Source organism: Aurantimicrobium minutum (assembly GCF_029893825.1).
Taxonomy (GTDB): domain Bacteria; phylum Actinomycetota; class Actinomycetes; order Actinomycetales; family Microbacteriaceae; genus Aurantimicrobium; species Aurantimicrobium minutum_C.
Map to the genome: position 1 here is coordinate 1,083,411 of NZ_JARXXV010000001.1, position 17,918 is coordinate 1,101,328.

The 17,918-nt window shown below is 52.7% G+C and carries 21 protein-coding genes; 14 read left to right on the plus strand and 7 right to left on the minus strand.

From position 1 onward, the window contains the following. Window positions 1-2 precede the first annotated feature (2 nt). The 5 genes from pstB to phoU form a co-directional block, all read right to left on the minus strand. A complete protein-coding gene (gene pstB, locus M2120_RS05185) occupies window positions 3-782 on the minus strand; it encodes a phosphate ABC transporter ATP-binding protein PstB (protein ID WP_280797653.1) in 780 nt (259 codons plus the stop codon). 30 nt (window positions 783-812) lie between these two features. Continuing rightward, window positions 813-1,883 carry a phosphate ABC transporter permease PstA gene (gene pstA, locus M2120_RS05190; RefSeq protein WP_432418531.1) on the minus strand — a complete coding sequence of 357 codons (1,071 nt, stop codon included), beginning with the start codon at window positions 1,881-1,883 and terminating at the stop codon, window positions 813-815. Further along, complete coding sequence (pstC, locus tag M2120_RS05195; protein ID WP_280797654.1) at window positions 1,883-2,830, minus strand: phosphate ABC transporter permease subunit PstC; 948 nt, start codon at window positions 2,828-2,830, stop codon at window positions 1,883-1,885. Before pstC ends, pstA begins: the two co-directional genes overlap by 1 nt. An 87-nt stretch (window positions 2,831-2,917) precedes the next feature. Further along, on the minus strand, window positions 2,918-4,018 hold the full coding sequence (pstS, locus tag M2120_RS05200; RefSeq protein ID WP_280797655.1) for a phosphate ABC transporter substrate-binding protein PstS: 1,101 nt from the start codon (window positions 4,016-4,018) through the stop codon (window positions 2,918-2,920). A 177-nt stretch (window positions 4,019-4,195) separates the two neighbouring features. Beyond that, entirely contained in the window at window positions 4,196-4,861 is a 666-nt protein-coding gene (gene phoU, locus M2120_RS05205) for a phosphate signaling complex protein PhoU (protein WP_280797656.1), read from the minus strand. 178 nt (window positions 4,862-5,039) lie between these two features. Between phoU and M2120_RS05210 the strand changes: the two genes are divergently transcribed. The 4 genes from M2120_RS05210 to M2120_RS05225 are packed head-to-tail and all read left to right on the plus strand — an operon-like array spanning window position 5,040 to window position 7,953. Beyond that, the gene (locus tag M2120_RS05210; protein ID WP_280797657.1) at window positions 5,040-6,182 is read left to right on the plus strand and encodes a sensor histidine kinase; all 1,143 of its coding nucleotides are present in this window, start codon (window positions 5,040-5,042) and stop codon (window positions 6,180-6,182) included. Further along, complete coding sequence (locus M2120_RS05215; protein WP_280797658.1) at window positions 6,179-6,862, plus strand: response regulator transcription factor; 684 nt, start codon at window positions 6,179-6,181, stop codon at window positions 6,860-6,862. Before M2120_RS05210 ends, M2120_RS05215 begins: the two co-directional genes overlap by 4 nt. 10 nt (window positions 6,863-6,872) lie before the next feature. After that, complete coding sequence (locus M2120_RS05220; protein WP_280797659.1) at window positions 6,873-7,553, plus strand: MIP/aquaporin family protein; 681 nt, start codon at window positions 6,873-6,875, stop codon at window positions 7,551-7,553. Next, entirely contained in the window at window positions 7,543-7,953 is a 411-nt protein-coding gene (locus M2120_RS05225) for an arsenate reductase ArsC (protein WP_280797660.1), read from the plus strand. The genes M2120_RS05220 and M2120_RS05225 overlap by 11 nt, the downstream gene beginning before the upstream one ends. 4 nt (window positions 7,954-7,957) lie before the next feature. Here the strand turns inward: M2120_RS05225 and M2120_RS05230 are convergent, their stop codons facing one another. Then, on the minus strand, window positions 7,958-9,310 hold the full coding sequence (locus M2120_RS05230; RefSeq protein WP_280797661.1) for an FAD-dependent oxidoreductase: 1,353 nt from the start codon (window positions 9,308-9,310) through the stop codon (window positions 7,958-7,960). 70 nt (window positions 9,311-9,380) lie between these two features. Between M2120_RS05230 and purD the strand changes: the two genes are divergently transcribed. From purD to M2120_RS05280, 10 genes are all read left to right on the plus strand, one after another. Next, window positions 9,381-10,649 carry a phosphoribosylamine--glycine ligase gene (gene purD, locus M2120_RS05235; RefSeq protein WP_280797662.1) on the plus strand — a complete coding sequence of 423 codons (1,269 nt, stop codon included), beginning with the start codon at window positions 9,381-9,383 and terminating at the stop codon, window positions 10,647-10,649. Next, a complete protein-coding gene (locus M2120_RS05240) occupies window positions 10,649-11,536 on the plus strand; it encodes a phosphoribosylaminoimidazolesuccinocarboxamide synthase (protein WP_280797663.1) in 888 nt (295 codons plus the stop codon). Before purD ends, M2120_RS05240 begins: the two co-directional genes overlap by 1 nt. Window positions 11,537-11,595: 59 nt before the next feature. Continuing rightward, entirely contained in the window at window positions 11,596-12,252 is a 657-nt protein-coding gene (locus M2120_RS05245; RefSeq protein ID WP_280797664.1) for a YczE/YyaS/YitT family protein, read from the plus strand. 67 nt (window positions 12,253-12,319) lie between these two features. Further along, window positions 12,320-12,778: a hypothetical protein gene (locus M2120_RS05250; RefSeq protein WP_280797665.1), complete on the plus strand. Its 459-nt coding sequence runs from the start codon at window positions 12,320-12,322 to the stop codon at window positions 12,776-12,778. 85 nt (window positions 12,779-12,863) lie between these two features. Then, window positions 12,864-13,460, plus strand: coding sequence for a DUF305 domain-containing protein (locus M2120_RS05255; RefSeq protein ID WP_280797666.1), 597 nt, complete (start codon window positions 12,864-12,866; stop codon window positions 13,458-13,460). After that, the gene (locus M2120_RS05260; RefSeq protein ID WP_280797667.1) at window positions 13,460-13,672 is read left to right on the plus strand and encodes a heavy-metal-associated domain-containing protein; all 213 of its coding nucleotides are present in this window, start codon (window positions 13,460-13,462) and stop codon (window positions 13,670-13,672) included. Before M2120_RS05255 ends, M2120_RS05260 begins: the two co-directional genes overlap by 1 nt. Before the next feature lie 68 nt (window positions 13,673-13,740). Beyond that, window positions 13,741-14,598, plus strand: coding sequence for an SGNH/GDSL hydrolase family protein (locus tag M2120_RS05265; protein ID WP_280797668.1), 858 nt, complete (start codon window positions 13,741-13,743; stop codon window positions 14,596-14,598). A 19-nt stretch (window positions 14,599-14,617) separates the two neighbouring features. Further along, window positions 14,618-15,766, plus strand: a complete 1,149-nt coding sequence (locus M2120_RS05270) for a glycosyltransferase family 4 protein (protein WP_280797669.1) — start codon at window positions 14,618-14,620, stop codon at window positions 15,764-15,766. A gap of 82 nt (window positions 15,767-15,848) precedes the next feature. Then, window positions 15,849-16,370, plus strand: a complete 522-nt coding sequence (locus M2120_RS05275; protein ID WP_280798161.1) for a DedA family protein — start codon at window positions 15,849-15,851, stop codon at window positions 16,368-16,370. Continuing rightward, window positions 16,367-17,260, plus strand: coding sequence for a UTP--glucose-1-phosphate uridylyltransferase (locus M2120_RS05280; protein WP_280797670.1), 894 nt, complete (start codon window positions 16,367-16,369; stop codon window positions 17,258-17,260). The genes M2120_RS05275 and M2120_RS05280 overlap by 4 nt, the downstream gene beginning before the upstream one ends. A gap of 44 nt (window positions 17,261-17,304) precedes the next feature. Here M2120_RS05280 and M2120_RS05285 read toward each other — a convergent pair whose 3' ends face one another. Next, complete coding sequence (locus M2120_RS05285) at window positions 17,305-17,814, minus strand: hypothetical protein (RefSeq protein ID WP_280797671.1); 510 nt, start codon at window positions 17,812-17,814, stop codon at window positions 17,305-17,307. Window positions 17,815-17,918: the final 104 nt, after the last annotated feature.

A 17,918-nucleotide genomic window follows, 5' to 3' on the forward strand; every position in this document is an offset into this window, starting at 1 on the left:
GGTTATCCGAAACGACCAGAGATGTAATCCTCAGTTGCCTGAACGTGAGGGTTCTCGAAGATCGTGGTGGTGTCATCGAATTCGATGAGCTTTCCAGGTTCGCCCGTGCCCGCAATGTTGAAGAAGGCTGTCTTGTCAGAGACGCGTGAAGCCTGCTGCATGTTGTGGGTCACGATGACGATCGTGTATTTCGCCTTGAGCTCTTCAATAAGGTCTTCAATTGCAAGAGTGGAGATGGGGTCTAGCGCTGAACATGGCTCATCCATCAAGATCACTTCTGGCGAGACAGCAATAGCTCGAGCAATACACAGACGCTGCTGCTGACCACCTGAAAGACCAGAACCTGGCAGGTTCAGGCGGTCCTTGACCTCTTTCCAGAGGTTTGCACCCTTGAGGGACTTTTCAACCAGGTGCTCAGCATCTGACTTAGAAATCTTAGCGTTGTTCAGCTTTACCCCTGCCAACACGTTGTCAGCAATAGACATAGTGGGGAAGGGGTTCGGGCGCTGGAACACCATACCCACCTGACGGCGGACCATTACGGGGTCAACGTCTGCGTCATAGAGGTTCTTTCCATCAATCATGACTTCACCCTCCACGCGAGCACCGGGGATTACCTCGTGCATGCGGTTCAGGGTGCGCAGGAAGGTGGACTTACCGCAACCAGATGGGCCGATGAAGGCGGTGACGGTGCGAGGCTCGATGGTGAGCGATACGTCTTCTACGGCCTTGAACTTGCCGTAGTAAACGTTGAGGTCTTTGACTTCGATGCGCTTAGACACGTGATTTCCTTATCGAATTGGTTGTGAAGATTATCTCTGACCCTTAGGTGCAAGCACCTTGGCCAGAATACGAGCAATGATGTTGAGGGCCATGACAATGAGGATCAGCACCAGTGCGCCTGTCCAGGCACGGTCGAGGTACGCCTGAGCATCACGGCCGGGGTTTGCATATTGTGTGTAGACAAACACCGGCAGGGTGGTCATACGGTCATTGAACAAGTCATAATTCATGTTCGTTGATAGGCCGGCAATAATCAGCAGTGGTGCAGTTTCACCGATAATGCGAGAGATGGCAATCATCACGCCAGTGATAATTCCGGCAATAGCTGTTGGTAAAACAACCTTGACGACAGTGAGCCACTTGGGAACACCCAATGCATAAGATGCTTCGCGCAACTCATTGGGTACTAGCTTGAGCATCTCTTCAGTGGAGCGAACAACAACTGGAATCATCAACAACGACAGCGCCACTGCGCCACCAATACCAAAACGAATGCCAGGTCCAAAGAAGATTGCAAATAAGGCGAAGGCAAAAAGACCCGCAACAATTGAGGGAATACCTGTCATGACGTCAATAAGGAAAGTAACGGCTTGAGCTAGCTTTCCTCGTCCGTATTCAACTAGGTAAATGGCGGTCATGATTCCGATGGGAATACTGATGATGGATGCGGCGAGTGTGACCTCAAGGGTTCCAATAAGCGCGTGGAGACCACCGCCACCTTCTCCCACGATGTTGCGCATCGAGGAGGAGAAGAATGTTCCATCTAGACGGTTGAGACCGTCAGCAACCGTGGTGTAAATCAGAGAGATCAATGGCAGCAAGGCGATGACGAAAGCAGATGTTACGACACCAGCAACTAAGCGGTCCGTAGCTTTACGTTTGCCCTCAACAATTCGGCTCATGACATAGCTCAATGCGACATACAAAAATGCCGACCACAAAACGGTGGCGACGATGTCAAAACCGGAGGTAATCCCAGCCATTGAGAGAACAACAAAGACTCCCAAGCTCACGAGGAAGCTCGCTGCGGCTGTAAGCCACAACACCTTGGGTTCTAGGGTGCGCTTAGAGGTTGTTACGCGCTCGACTTCGGTGCTCATTAGTTCGCTCCCGAGAAGGCCTTACGGCGGTTGACGATAAAGCGGGCAAGGGAGTTCACAATCAGGGTGATGATGAACAAAACCAAACCGGTTGCTATGAGGACATTGACGCCTAGGTCGTGCGCCTCAGGGAAGTTCAAGGCAATGTTTGCCGCAATGGTGGTGGGGTTTTGAGATTGCAGCAGTGCGAAGCTCACGATGACCGCTGGGGAAAGCACCATCGCAACAGCCATGGTCTCTCCCAACGCACGCCCAAGTCCAAGCATGGTGGCGGAAATGATTCCAGGGCGACCAAATGGCAGGACCGCCATCTTGATCATTTCCCACTTAGTTGCACCCAAAGCCAAGGCAGCTTCTTCGTGAAGTCGAGGGGTTTGAAGAAAAATTTCACGGCTTAACGCAGTGATGATGGGAAGAATCATGACGGCGAGAACAACAGCTACGGTGAGGACCGTGCGGCCAGTTCCTGATACTGGTCCTGCAAAGAGAGGGAACCACCCCACGTTGTCTACTAACCAAACGTAGATGGGCTGAACTGCAGGCGCGAGGACCATGATTCCCCACAAGCCATAAACAACAGAGGGGATTGCGGCCAACAGGTCAATGGCATAGCCCAAACCCTGAGCAATGCGGCGGGGGGCGTAGTGCGAGATAAAGAGTGCGATCGCAATTGCGAAAGGAACCGCAAAAAGCAGCGCTAAGGCAGCTGCCCAGATAGTTCCGAAAACCAAGGGGCCAATATTTCCCCAGAAGCTCATTCCTACGTCAGTAACTTCTTTGTCGGTTGCTACAAGAGCAGGGACAGATTTTGAAACGAGGAAGATTGCAACGGATGCAAGAACAACGAGGATGATGACACCCGAAGTTGTTGCAGCAATCGAGAAGACTCGATCGCCTAAACGACGAGGGGCACGCAGTGCTGGCTGACTCGTAGTTGCTGAAGTCACGGCTGTCCTTGTCTGTGGTGTTGAGGGAGTAGAAATGCCCGGTTCTAAGAATCTATCGAGATTCTCGGAACCGGGCATCCCCGAATGTTACTTGATGGTTGCGGCGATAGCTGCAGCCTGCTTCTGGACATCTGCGCTCAATGGAGCAGATCCAGCAGCCTTAGCAGCAAGAGCCTGGCCCTGCTCGCTTACGAGGTAGCTGATGTAAGCGTTGACCAGTGGTCCAACCTTTGCGTCTGCGTAGGAGAGGCAGCCAACTGCGTAGCTAACGAGTACGAGTGGGTACTCGTCAGGGTTAGTGGTGGTGCGGTTGATGTCTACAGCCATGTCGGACTTGTCCCGACCAGCAACAGGCTTGGAGCCAGCAACAACCGCTGCTGCACCCTCAGGAGAGTAAGCGACGAAGTCCTTACCAACCTTGATGTTTGCAACGGTGAGCTTGCCAACCTTGGAAGCGTCTGCGTAACCAATGGTTCCAGTTCCGTTAGCAACTGCAGCTACAACACCAGCGGTGCCCTGAGCAGCTTCTCCAACTTCGAAGGGGAACTTGTCAGCTGGCTTCTCAATAGCCCAGTCTGCCTTAGCGTTCTGGAAGAGGTAGTCAGAGAAGTTCTTCGAGGTACCCGAGTCATCTGAACGGTGAACGGGGGTGATGGCAGTTGCAGGAAGCTTTGCCTTGGGGTTGAGAGCAACAATCGCTGGGTCGTTCCAGGTGGTGATTGCACCGGTGAAGATCTTTGCGATGGTTGAAGCGTCGAGGTTCAGGTCGGTTACACCGTCAACGTTGTAGATCACAGCGATGGGGGAAACGTATACAGGAACTTCGAATACCTTGGTGCCAGGGGTGCAAGCTGCGAAGGTGCTAGCAAGTTCCTTGTCAGAAAGGTAAGAGTCGGTACCAGCGAAGCTGACACCGCCAGAGATGAATGCGGTACGGCCTGCACCAGAACCGGTGGGGTCGTAGGTGACGTCAACAAGGTTGTTGGTCATCTGGAAGTCTGCGATCCATGCGTCTTCAGCTGCAGCCTGGCTGGATGCACCAGCACCGGTCAACTTGCCGGAGATGTTAAGAGGTGTTGCAGTTGGCTCAACAGGAGCCTCGTTTGCAGCGCAGCCGGAAAGCACGAGTGCCGATACGGATACAGCAGCAGCAATAGCCAATACGCGGCCAGAGCGAGTGATGTTCACTTGGAATCCCTTCAGGATTTTCTTGGTGTAATTGTGGACTTTTCTTGATCCGGGTTTCACGCTATGTGAACTGGGTGACGTATTGGCACACACAAGGTAAACAGCAGATGAACCCTTTTTAGACACCTCACAACAAACAAAAACCCCGGTTTTTCCGGGGTATTTGTGAGGAGAGAATTAGCCCTGTTCAGCAGAAAGCTCTGGGGCCCACTCACCAGTAGAGAGGTACTTAACCTTGCGTGCAATAGAAATTGCGTGGTCAGAGAATCGTTCGTAGTAACGGCTCGCCAGAGTGGCGTCCACTGTGTCCATGGAGGTACCGCCCCAGGCTTCGCTCAAAACTTTGTCAAAAACAGAAAGGTGAAGTGCGTCAACCTGGTCATCAATGTCGCGAATTGCATCCACAAACTTCATGTCTTGGGTCTTGAGCATCTTGATGAGCTTCTCAGCAATCTTGATGTCGAGTTCACCCATCTCTTTGAATGTTGAACGCAGACCCTTTGCAATGACCTTGTCTGGGAAGCGATAGCGAGTGAGCTGTGCGAGGTGCTCTGCCATGTCACCCATACGCTCCAGAGATGCGCTCATTCGTAGTGCGCTGACGACAACACGGAGGTCTCGAGCAACCGGCTGTTGACGAGCGAGAATCTGGATAGAAAGTTCGTCGAGAGTGAGTGCCAGCTCGTCAATACGGGCATCTTCTTCGATGACCTGTTCGGCAAGAGCAATGTCACTTGTCTGGAATGCAGTTGTTCCCTTACGCATTGCTTCTGCAACGAGTTCGGCGATCTCTACAAGGCGCTGCTGAACTTCGTGAAGTTCTTGCTGAAATACGTCGCGCATGAAGGTTCCTTTTAATAGTTATGGTCAACCGCTATATAAGTAAGCCGTGTGACAGTGACGTGCTGCTGACGCACAGGTTAACGGAGATAGCGAGTCTGGTTAACAGTTGACTATTCAAGCCTACTCCTGCGGTTTTTCTTTTTGAGTGAAGCACATGGAGGGTTATCGTTAGAGCATCATGTCGGCATCACTGATTTTGCTCGCCCTCGGGGTTGGAGCGCTCGCAGGTGTTGCCATCGCGCTCCTCATTCTGTGGGTCATACGTCAACGCAAGATTGATGATGCAAGAACTTCAGGTGACCTACCTCGTGGAGTTGCACAACTCGTGAGCAAGCTTGATGGAGCCGTTCTTATCTTGGACAAGTCTCTTAATGTTCTTGTTGCTTCACCAGGAACAAGTCGACTGAGTCTTTCTGGTCAAGGTCGTCTACTCATTCCAGAGCTGGTAATCCTCGCAGAAGAAGCAGCGCAGGGCAGAACTCTTTCTCGCGAAGATATGGAAATTTCTCGCGGCCCCCTCGGAGATGCCACTCTCACAATTACCGCGCATGCCTCACCTTTCAGAAATCGCTTCGTGCTTCTCACCGTGATCGACCGTGGAGAATACAAGCGTCTTGACGATGTGCGCCGAGAATTTGTCGCCAATGTCAGCCACGAACTCAAAACTCCAATTGCATCTGTAGGACTCCTAGCGGAAGCACTTCAGGAGGGAGCAGACGATCCTGACATGGTCAGACACTTTGCCGATCGTCTCACTACAGAATCTCAACGACTCGGTGCCATCACTCGAGAAATTATCGAACTCTCACGCCTTCAAGCCGAGGGTGCACTTGCTGAGTTTGAACCCGTTACTGTCGAATCAATTGTTTACAAGGCAATCGATCAGAACAGAGTTGTTGCAAAATCTCGGAAAATTAAACTCGTTGCTGGCGGGGATCTCGATGCCATCATCTACGGTGACGAGACACGTCTTGTTGTTGCACTCAACAACCTCATTGCCAACGCTGTTCACTACTCTCCAGATAACTCTCAAGTAGGTATTGGTGCTGTTCGCCGAAATTCATTCATTGAAATTGCGGTAACTGACCAAGGCATTGGAATGAACAAGGAAGAAGTAGAGCGCGTCTTCGAGCGTTTCTATCGGACTGACCAGGCTCGTTCACGATCTACAGGCGGAAGCGGTCTTGGACTCAGCATCGTCAAACACATTATTTCCAACCACGGCGGCGATATCCGTGTGTGGTCTTCGCCTGGAAAAGGCTCCACGTTCACCATCCGAATTCCTGAAGCAATTAAACCCGGAAAGGACACCTCCGAGTGACCCGCATCCTGCTCGTTGAAGATGAGAGCTCCCTCAGTGAGCCCCTCTCGTTCTTATTAACCCGTGAAGGCTTTGAAGTAGAGATTGCCGAAGACGGTCAGCTCGCCCTTGACATCTTTGCCAACGGCAACTTCGACATCATCTTGTTGGATCTCATGATCCCCAAGGTTCCCGGCAATGAAGTGTGCAGACAGATTCGCACCACCTCCAACATCCCCATCATCATGTTGACTGCAAAAGACACTGAGGTGGACAAGGTCGTTGGTTTAGAACTGGGTGCTGATGACTATGTCACCAAGCCCTACTCAACCCGTGAACTTCTGGCTCGCATCAAAGCGGTCCTTCGACGCAACGTCAAAGACGAAGTTCACGACGATGACGGCGTCATTGAGATTGACGGCATTCGCCTTGATGCAGATCGCCACACCCTTCACGTTCAAGGTGCCCTTGTTGCTATCCCCCTCAAAGAGTTTGAACTCTTGGAATACCTGATGAGCAACGTGGGCCGTGTTCTCACACGTGGTCAGCTCATTGACCGTGTCTGGGGAACCGATTACTACGGTGACACTAAGACCCTCGACGTTCACATCAAGCGCTTGCGCTCAAAAATTGAAGCAGACCCTGCTGAGCCCGTGCACCTAGTGACTGTTCGTGGCTTGGGTTATCGCTTCGACGCCTAGGTTTTCCCAGGTGCACACTCTCAGACTCGCCCTCGCAGAGTTCTTCGGAACTCTCGTCCTCGTTGCCACCGTGGTGGGCTCAGGAATCATGGGCACAAACATGTCGAGTGACCCTGGTGTTGCGTTATTGATTAACACACTCTCCACCATCTTTGTGCTGGCACTTCTCATTGTGATCTTGGGTCCCATGAGTGGCGCCCACTTCAACCCTGCTGTCACTCTGGTTCTGTGGGCAAAAAAGCTTCAACCAGGCAACAACGTCATCCCCTATGTCATCGCCCAGATTGCCGGAGCCTTCAGCGGAGCAATCTTGGCGAATGTCATGTTTGACCAAGCACCTATACAAATCGCGACAACCGAACGTGTTTCCCCTGGACTCTTTATCGGTGAGGTCGTAGCCACAGCAGGTTTGCTGGCGGTGATACTTGTTTTCATCGCCCGTGACCAGGCACGGTTTGTTCCCTTTGCCGTGGCGGCATGGATTGGCTCTGCCTACTTCTTCACTTCCTCCACGTCCTTTGCTAACCCTGCCGTGACGATTGGCCGCGTCTTTAGCGACACCTTTGCCGGTATTGCTCCTGCTTCTGTTGGCCCCTTTGTTCTCGCCCAGTTCATTGGTGCAGGACTAGGTGCTGTGTTGGCCTGGGCCATCATCGACCCCACACACAAGAAAGAAAATCATGTCGGATAAGAAAGCAACTGTTCTCTTCGTCTGCGTTCACAACGCAGGCCGTTCCCAGATGGCTGCTGGCTACCTCCAGCACCTCGCGGGTGACCGCATTGAAGTACTTTCGGCTGGTACCGAACCCAAAGAACAGATCAACCCTTCGGCCATTGCCGTAATGGCAGAAGAAGGTATCGACCTGACCTCTTCTATTCCCAAGGTTCTCTCTGACGAGGCAGTCCTTGCTTCTGACTACGTCATCACCATGGGGTGCGGGGATAAGTGCCCGTTCTTCCCCGGTAAGACGTACCTCGACTGGCCATTAGAAGACCCCGCGGGGAAGGGGATCGACTCTGTTCGACCCATTCGTGATGAGATTCGCGCCAAGGTGGAAGCACTCATCGAAGAGATCGACGCAAAGTTCTAACTACTTAAGGGCGTGAAGCCTTGAGCATGGTCTCGCGATCAACAACCTTGATGCGCGCACGGCCCTCTGGTTCACCAAGCTTCTGCTCGTATTCATCCAGAGCAGTCCAGCCCTCAGCGGTGGTGAATTCAATACCGCGTGATTCCATCAGATCCACGATGGCACCCTCTTCAGGCTCTTCGGGAGTCCACCAAGACGACGTGTCTTCTAAGACATGCGCAATGGTTTCCATGGCGTCGCTCTTGGTGTGACCAATGAGACCGACTGGACCACGCTTGATCCACCCAGTGGCATAGACTCCCGGAATGTGCTTGCCGTTGGCGTCCACAACTTGACCCTCGTGGTTTGGGATTACACCCTTTGCAGTGTCAAAGGGAACATCCTTGAGTGGGGAGCTGTAGTAACCAATGGCTCGGTAGTAGGCCTGGATTTCGATCTCGCGGATTTCACCGGTTCCCACAACACCCCCGTTGCCATCGGGTGCGGTGCGCTCGTAACGGAAGCCGGTCACGTTGCCGTCAGCATCTCCGAGTACTTCGAGTGGGTTGGCATAGAAGTGCAGGTGGAGTCGACGTGATGCCTTACCCGTTTCACGGGTGCGCCACTCGTTCATCACCTTGTTGAGAACAAAGACCTGCTTGTTGGAATCAATGAGAGCCTGGCTTGCAGGGTCCATTACAAAATCTTCGTCATAGACGATCATGTCCACGTCGCGCAGTTCACCCAGTTCACGAAGCTCCAGTGGTGAGAACTTGGCTTGTGCTGGGCCGCGGCGACCAAAGACGTGAACGTCGGTCACAGGAGAGGCCTTGAGGCCCTGGTAGACGTTGTCAGGGATCTCGGTAACAAGAAGGTCATCTGCGTGCTTGGCCAGCATGCGGGCAGCATCCAGTGCCACGTTTCCGTTACCAATCACTGCAACAGATTTCGCAGTCAGTGGCCAGGTGCGAGGAACATCAGGGTGGCCGTCATACCAGCTGACAAAGTCAGCAGCACCGTAGCTACCGTTGAGATCAATGCCAGGAATGTTCATGGGAACATCCTTAGTTGCACCGGTGGCGAAGATGACCGCGTTGTAGTGCTTCTTCAGATCGTCCATGGTGATGTCAACGCCATACTCCACGTTGCCAAAGAGGCGGATATCTCCACGATCGAGAACCTCACGCAAAGCAGTGATGATTCCCTTAATGCGTGGGTGGTCTGGTGCTACGCCGTAACGAACAAGACCATAGGGAGCAGGGAGGTGCTCAAACAAATCGATTGAGATATCGAAATCACGCTCCGCTTTCATCGCAATATCTGCTGCGTAGATTCCTGCGGGGCCGGCGCCAACAATGGCCAGACGAAGCTTAGTCACGGGGTATTAATCCTCATACGTGTCATATCAAGTGAATCCCCAGTTTAGCTGGGGGCAATAGGCTTAAGAGGTGAAAATCCTGGTTCTTGGCTCCGGCGCTCGCGAGCACGCAATTGTTACTGCCCTCTTAGCTGAAAATGCTGACCACGAAATCACTGTTGCCCCCGGCAATGCAGGCATTGCCCACGATGTTCCATGCGTGACCACAGACATTCTCGACCCCGAAGCTGTCGCTTTCTTGGCCGAAGGCCTCGACGTCGACTTGGTCGTGGTTGGCCCCGAAGCTCCCCTGGTTGCTGGTGTTGCTGATCCACTGCGCGAGATGGGCATTCCCGTCTTCGGCCCCAACCAGGCAGCCGCTGCGCTGGAAGGTTCCAAGACATTTGCCAAGCGCATCATGGATGAAGCCGGCGTTCCCACGGGTCGCGCGATCAAGGTGTCCACTTTGCTCGATGCCGAGACAGCTCTCGACGACTACGGTGCTCCCTACGTCATCAAGGCTGACGGTCTCGCTGCGGGTAAGGGTGTTCTCGTAACGCACGACCGTGATGCTGCAGTTGCTCACGCTTCCCACTACCTCACTCAAGGTTCTGTCCTGATCGAGGAATTCCTCGACGGCCAAGAAGTGTCCCTGTTTATGTTTGCCGACGGGCACGATGTTCTGCCGCTTTCTCCTGCACAGGATTTCAAGCGCCTGAAGGACAACGACGAAGGCCCCAACACTGGTGGCATGGGTGCCTACTCTCCCCTGCCGTGGCTTGCAGACCAGTTCGGCAGTGAAGACGCATTCGTCACCGAAGTCATTGAGACCATTGCTCTTCCCACCGTGCGCCAGCTCGAGAAAGAAGGCACACCCTTCCAGGGTCTGCTCTACTGCGGCCTGATTCTGACCTCTAAGGGAATTCGTGTCATTGAGTTCAATGCTCGCTTTGGTGATCCTGAGACCCAGGTTGTTCTTCCTCGTTTGAAGACTGCGTTATCTGAGCTCATGATGGCTTCGGCAGAGGGAACTCTTGCCGGACGCGAACGTCCCGAGTTCTCCGACGAAGCTGTTGTCACCGTGGTACTGGCGAGTGAAAACTACCCCGAGACTCCCGTGACCGGGCGCGTACTTCTTGGGATTGATGACGCCAATGAGATTGAGGGTGTTCATGTCACCCACGCTGCCACCGCAGTTTCTGACGGTGACCTCATTGCCACTGGTGGCCGCGTGCTGAGCGTTGTCGGACGTGGAGCGGACTTCGCCGAAGCACGTTCACGTGCTTACGAAGGCCTCGCCAAGATTCAGCTTGAAGGCGGACAATTCCGCAGAGATATTGCACTAAAGGTAGTCAAGTAATGACTGGCTTTACCGGAGGCGACAAGCTCGACCTAGCTGGGTGGGAGCACGCCTATTCCGGCAAGGTTCGTGACTTGTATGTGCCCACGGGACAGACCCTGGAGTCCACCCCACGTGTTCTGGTCGTCGCCAGTGATCGTGTGAGTGCATTCGATCACGTGCTTGAACCTGGCATCCCTGGTAAGGGCGAGCTGTTGACGAAACTTAGCCTGTGGTGGTTTGAGCAACTCGGTGTTCCCAATCACTTGCGTGAAGGTGACATCCCTGCCGAGGTTCAGGGCAAGGCAATGCTCGTTGCCAACCTGGACATGTTCCCCGTGGAATGCGTCGTCCGCGGCTACCTCTCCGGTAGTGGTTACCTCGAATACCTCGAGACCCAGAGCGTGTGTGGAATTGCACTACCTGCAGGACTCAAGGATGGCGACAAGCTTCCTACTCCGATCTACACGCCCGCCTGGAAAGCTCCCTTTGGTGAGCACGATGAGAACATCACCTTTGAGCGCACCGTTGAACTCGTGGGTCTTGAAGATGCCACTGCGCTGCGTGATCTCTCTCTGCAGATTTTCACCCAAGCATCTGAACTTGCCGCAGCCAAGGGAATCATCTTGGCCGACACCAAGTTCGAGTTTGGTCGTGACCGCGAGACCGGTGTGATCACCCTCGCCGACGAAGTGTTGACCTCTGACTCTTCTCGCTACTGGGATGCTGCTGCTTATGCAGCTGGCACTACTCCAGCCGAGAAGATGACCAGCTTTGATAAGCAGATCGTGCGCAACTGGCTTTCAGCACATTGGGACAAGCAGGGAACTCCTCCTGTGCTCCCTGCTGAGATCGTAGAGAAAACTGCTGCGCGTTATCGCGAGCTCATCTCCCGCATGCTCGGCTAGGCGTAACAATTCTCTGGCGATATTTAGCTCTGAACCAACAGTGGTCCTAGCCTAAGAACATGCGTCGTTTGCTTGGCACCATCTTTGAGGTTCCCACTCAGGGTGCTGCACTGTGGAAGCGCATTGCACTTGTTGAAGTAGGTCTCATCGTCTGCGGTGTGGCATTTGCCATCATGCTGCGTGCCAATATCGGGCTCGACCCGTGGGATGCGTTTCACCAAGGCATCTCGAGGATCACTGGCGTCGCCATTGGCACAGTAACCGTCATCGTGAGTTTTGCAGTTCTTGTGCTCTGGATTTTCCTACGCCAAAAGCTTGGCATCGGCACCATCATGAACTCCATCACGATTGGTCTCACCATCAATGTGTTCTATGCCTGGATTCCTGACGCCCCCAACTACTTAATTGGTGTGGTCTATTTCCTCGTAGCCATCCTGATCAACGGTGTGGGCATCTCGATGTATATCGGTGGTGGATTGGGCCCAGGTCCCCGTGATGGTTTGATGACCGGATTGGTCAAGAAGACGGGCCGTCCTGTCTGGTTCGTCAGAACAGCCATCGAAGTTGTTGTTCTGGCATTAGGTTGGGCTTTCGGCGGAACACTGGGTCTGGGAACAGTTCTCTACGCCTTCATTATTGGCCCCGTTGTTCACGTGATGCTGCCCTGGTTCAACTTAGACAAGGTCAAAGAACCTGAGGAAATGGAAGGGCACTAACCCCCCCTCTCGCTGGCCGGAACCAATTCCTAGCTCATTCATAGGTTCACCTGTCACACTGACAACTATGAAACGTCACAGTGTCTTGCCCGCGATTTTCGCAATGGTGACAGTGGCGTTCCTTTTTGCACTTGCACCGGCTTTTCACGCCGTGTGTGTTTCTGCACTTAGTCACAGTTCTGAATCACACATGAGCCATGTCATGGCTGATGGAACAGTAATGAATATGACTACCGAGGTCACTACTGCAGTGATGAACATGGACTCATCCCTTCCGAATGTGCCCGAAGGCCTCTCCGCAATTACGGGTTCTGACACAGCGCATGTGATGGGAAACATCATGATTACTGCTGGGCTCACCTTGCTGACGTTCTTAGCATTTCGTTATTGCAAACATGTTCTTGCCCGTGAATTTAGAGTCATTGCCACACAACTCGCTTCGGCAATAATCCCCACTAGAGGAATCGTCAGAGCGAGACCACCCAGCCAAGTCGATCTGAACATGTTGTGTATTTCCCGAACATAAACCTTTCGTCATTGTGCGCAGGCGACGTATGCCGCCATTGCACTGCGAAGTTCACTTACAAACAAAGACAAAAAGGTAAAAACTAATGTTCAACAAGAAATACACAATTGCTGGAATCACTGCCGTTGCACTCGCAGGAGCAGTCTCCCTCTCCGGCTGCACCATCAACATTGGAGGAACTGACTCTAAAGGCATGATGGACGGCGGCATGATGAGCAACAACGAGAGCTCCTCTGCCTACTCTGGAACCGACATCATGTTCGCCCAGATGATGATTCCCCACCACCAGCAAGCCGTGGATATGTCCACCCTTGCTGAAACCAACACCACCAACCCTGAGATCTTGGCTTTGGCCAAGCAGATCAAGGACGCTCAAGCTCCAGAGATCAAACAAATGACAGCATGGATTGAATCTTCCGGTGCTGGAATGGACATGGGCCATGACATGGGGATGGGTGGCATGCTCACCGATGAACAGATGACAGCACTGAAAAACGCAACCGGTGCTGCCTTCGACAAGCTCTACCTCGAAGGCATGATTGGTCATCATCAGGGCGCCCTGCAAATGGCCAAGATGATTGAGAACTCAGATAATGCTGAGGCCAAGAAACTCGCTGCCAACATTATCTCCAGCCAAAGTGCAGAAATCGACAAGATGAAGCAGATGCTGGCGAGCATGTAATGACCACCGCATCATTCACCGCAACAGGAATGACGTGTCAGCACTGTGTTGCCAGCGTCACCAAGGAAGTGAGCGAACTCGCTCACGTCACCTCGGTCACGGTTGATTTGCCTACCGGAAAGGTACTGGTGGACAGCGATGCTCCTATCCCTCCGGCTGAGGTCATCACTGCTATCAACAAGGCTGGCTACTCAGCTGAAGTGAGTAAATAGCCCCCACTGTTTGCCTACCGTTTAGTGTCAAGTGGCCACACGTTAATCCTCATCGTGACGATTGAAGTGTGGCCACTGCTGTCATTCGACGATACGTAGCCCTAGGTGATTCGCTCACAGAGGGTATCGGTGATGACCGTTTCGAACAGGATCGAATATTCGCAGGCTGGGCAGATCGATTTGCTGTCTTGCTCAACCAGGATGCTATAGCTGCAGGTGAAGATTTCCTCTATGCCAATCTCGCCGTGCGGAGCAGAAATTCATCAGAGATTCTTTCCCACCAAGTTGACGAGGCTTTATTACTTGAGCCAGACCTGGTGACCATCATGGCGGGTGCGAATGACTTGTGGCGTCCTCGCAAAAGTTGGGAACTCGTTAGAGCACAATTCACTGTTGCTGTTGAGCAACTGAAAGCAGCAGGCGTCACTGTTGTGTTAACCAATTGCATCAATCCAGTGCACCATTGGTCCTTTCGAGGCGGAGCACTTCGCGCCAAAGAACTCACCAAACTGATCGAAGAGGTTGCGCGAGAACAAAACGTCTTAGTACTTGATGTCTATCGCAGCCCAACGCTACGACGCTTACGAGTCTGGTCAGACGACTGTGTTCACTTTGGCCCTCGCGGACACGCACATGTTGCAAACAAAGCAGCGAAGCTTCTAGGTCTGCCCTATCGAATCGAAACCCCGGTACTTGAGCCGCGCCTCAAAGATGGGATGACATTACTGGAACATGCCAAATGGATTGTCACACACGTGACGCCATTTGTTGGCAGAAGATTGCGTGGCATTGCAGCTGGTGACGGCATCAAGCCTAAGCGTCCCGTGTTGTCTCGCATACACGACCACCCCTGGACAATTCGCCGTTCGAAGTCTTCACCACTCGTTCACTCGCCATTTCCCACAGCGACAGTTCTGGCCGAATAAGTCTTTATAGCTTGGGGACATGAGCATGCGGATCGCTATCGTGACAGAGTCTTTTCTCCCCTCACTCAATGGCGTGACTAACTCAGTACTGCGAGTAGTTGACACACTCAAAGAGGCAGGCCATGAAGTCATCATCATTGCCCCCACTGCGCCAACTAAGCGATATCTAGGGTTCAAAGTTGTTCGAACATTGGCCTTGCCATTTATGCAATTCCAAGTGGGACTTCCCCCATTGGCGCTTCAAGCAACTCTTGAAAATTTTAAGCCAGACGTGATCCACGTTGCTTCCCCGTTTTTCTTGGGAGGTCAAGCAATTGCAATCGCCAACAAGCTCGGCATTCCGACTGTCGCGATTTACCAGACCGACATTGCCGGGTATCTCCAGCGCTATGGGATGCAGTTTGCAAAACCTGTGGTTGATCGGTTTGTTGCCGCTATCCACGGCCCCGCCACAATGAATTTGGCACCTACTCCCGAATCTGCCGCATACCTGCTCAAGCTTGGCGTACAGAGGGTAGGCGTGTGGGGTCGAGGAGTAGACCTGGAACTCTTTCACCCCCGCAACAAGGACGAAGCAGCTACTTCAGAATTCCGCGCTCTCCACGCGCAAGGAAAAAAGAACCTGATCGGTTTTGTGGGTCGCCTGGCGCCCGAGAAGCAAGTTCATCGCATGCTCGAGTTGGCTGACCTGCCAGATACCGCACTGGCCATCGTGGGCGATGGGCCTGAACGAAAGAAACTCGAAGCCCTCTTCGCAGGCAAATCAGTGAGCTTCACTGGCGCATTGCAAGGCCAAGAACTCTCATCCGCTTACGCTGCCTTTGATGCTTTTGTTCACTATGGAACTGAAGAGACCTTCGGGCAGACCATTCAAGAAGCTCAAGCTTCTGGAATTCCGGTGGTTGCCCCCGCTGTAGGGGGGCCACGTTTCCTCATCACCGATGGCGAAAATGGTCGTTTAATTGAACCTGAAAACAAAACAGGTTTCATTGATGCCGTGACCGAAATCTTGTCTGTCCCTCGACTTGCTGCCCGTATGGGTGAAGCAGGTCGACGTTCGGTCTTGAAGAAGTCCTGGAAAGCAAACAACGAAAACCTGCTGAAGACCTACCGCGCAGCGGTGGCCTTCACCGGCACTGAGCTGGAGTCCAGTCCTGAACTGGTTTGATGCCCAAGGAATCATTGAGGCTCTCGGGGCTCTCGCCGTCCTGGGAGTAGCTGCGCTAATTTTTGCTGAAACTGCCACGATTCTGGGATCGTTCCTCCCTGGGGACTCATTGCTGTTTCTACTCGGGCTAACCCTGTCGACGGTGTTGACAACTATTCCGTTGATCGCCGCAATAGGGCTTGTCTTTTGTGCCGCGGTGGCAGGGTCTGAGTTTGGATACTGGTTAGGGCACAAGTTGGGTCCTCGAGTGTTTAACCGTGATGACACCTGGTTTTTCAACAAGAAAGTCGTAGAGAAGACAAAAGAGTTTTATCGCCACTACGGGGCGCGTGCAATTATCTTGGCCCGGTTTATCCCCGTTCTTCGTGCACTGGTCCCCTTGACAGTGGGGATGTCTGATTTCGGCTGGCGTCGCTATTTGGTTTACAACATCGCAGGCGCCATCGCGTGGGTGGCTGGTCTGACGACAGCTGGCTATTTCTTAGGAACAATCCCCTGGGTTCGACACAACATCGAATTAGTGGTGATCAGCTTCGTCATTATTTCTTCGTTGCCACTTCCCTTTGAAATCATCCGAAACAGACTCAAGAATCGCTCATCGTGATCACATCAATTACAAAAGCAGTCATTCCTGCAGCGGGTATGGGAACGCGCTTCCTCCCCGCTACCAAGGCCATGCCCAAAGAAATGCTCCCCGTCATTGACAAGCCTGCAATTCAATATGTCGTAGAAGAAGCGATTGGCAGCGGACTGAATCACCTTCTCCTCATCACTGGGCGAAACAAGCAAGCTCTGGAAAATCATTTTGATCGGAACGTGGAGTTAGAGACCATACTCACTGCCCGAAAAGATGTGGCGAAGCTAGAACAGATCACCACAATTACCGAAGATGTTGATCTTCACTACGTCAGACAGGGAAACCCCCTTGGACTTGGTCATGCCGTGCTCAAGGCAGAAACCTTTGTAGCAAGAGAACCTTTCGCGCTACTCCTGGGCGATGACATCATCGAACATGGCGACGACCTCCTCGCTGAAATGATGTGGATTGCTCACACAGAACGAGCATCAGTCATTGCTCTCATGGAAGTTCCACAATCACATCTGTCCCGTTATGGTGTTGCTGATGTGGTCCCCACTGAAAGTGAGCACATTTTTGGGATCAAAGGGTTCGTTGAAAAACCGGAAGTGGAGTCAGCACCGTCTCGGCTCGTTGCCATCGGCAGATACGTTCTGCAGCCTGGTGTGTTTGACGTACTCAATAAACTTGAGCCAGGTTTTGGCGGCGAAATTCAACTCTCTGATGCACTAGACCAAATGGCAAAGAATCCCACCCTGGCAGGGCCTGTATTTGGCTTGGTCCACGAATACCGCCGATTTGATACCGGAGACAAACTCTCATATCTCAAGGCCATCGTTCAGCTCGCTGGCGAACGTGAAGACCTCGGCCCTGCCTTTAATAAGTGGCTCAAGAAATACACCAAGGATCTTAAATAATTAGAGGCGCCGGTTACCCAACGCCTCTAATTGATGAATCTGTCTTACTTTCCTGACGCCTTGATCTTGGCCAGGAGAGCCGCCTTGGTCAGGCCGGTGTAACCGGTAATTCCCTTAGTTCGGGCGTAGTCACGAAGTGCAACAACAGTCCAGCTAGCAGAAGGTGTTGCAGAACGTGCAGCGGGCTTCGCGGCAGGATTTGCAATTGGCTTTGGTGCTGCCTTCTTTACTGCTGGCTTAGAAACAGGCTTCTGTACCGCAGGAGTTGAAGCAGCTTTCACCACTGGCTTCGCTGCAACCTTTGCTGCAGGCTTCGCTGCTGACTTAGTTGCCTTCTTTGCCTTTTCAACCTTTGCAGTGGCCTTGACGACAACCTTCTTTGCGGACTTGGTTGCCTTTTTGAGGTCCTTCTTGGCGAGGGATTCTGCCTCGTCAGCTGCCTTCTTGATTGACTTCTTTGCCTTGGTCTCGAGCTTCTTTGCGAGGCCGCGAGCTTCAGTCAGTCTTTTGGAGAGCTTCTTTTTGAGCTCTTTTTTGTCTTTAGCATTTGCCATGAGAATTCCTTCAGGGGTTTTCGTTTCTCTTGCTTGCGAGAAAAAGCTATGGGGCGAAGGTTAACAAACCGCTTACTTCGTGCCGTGTCGCCAACTTGTTCATT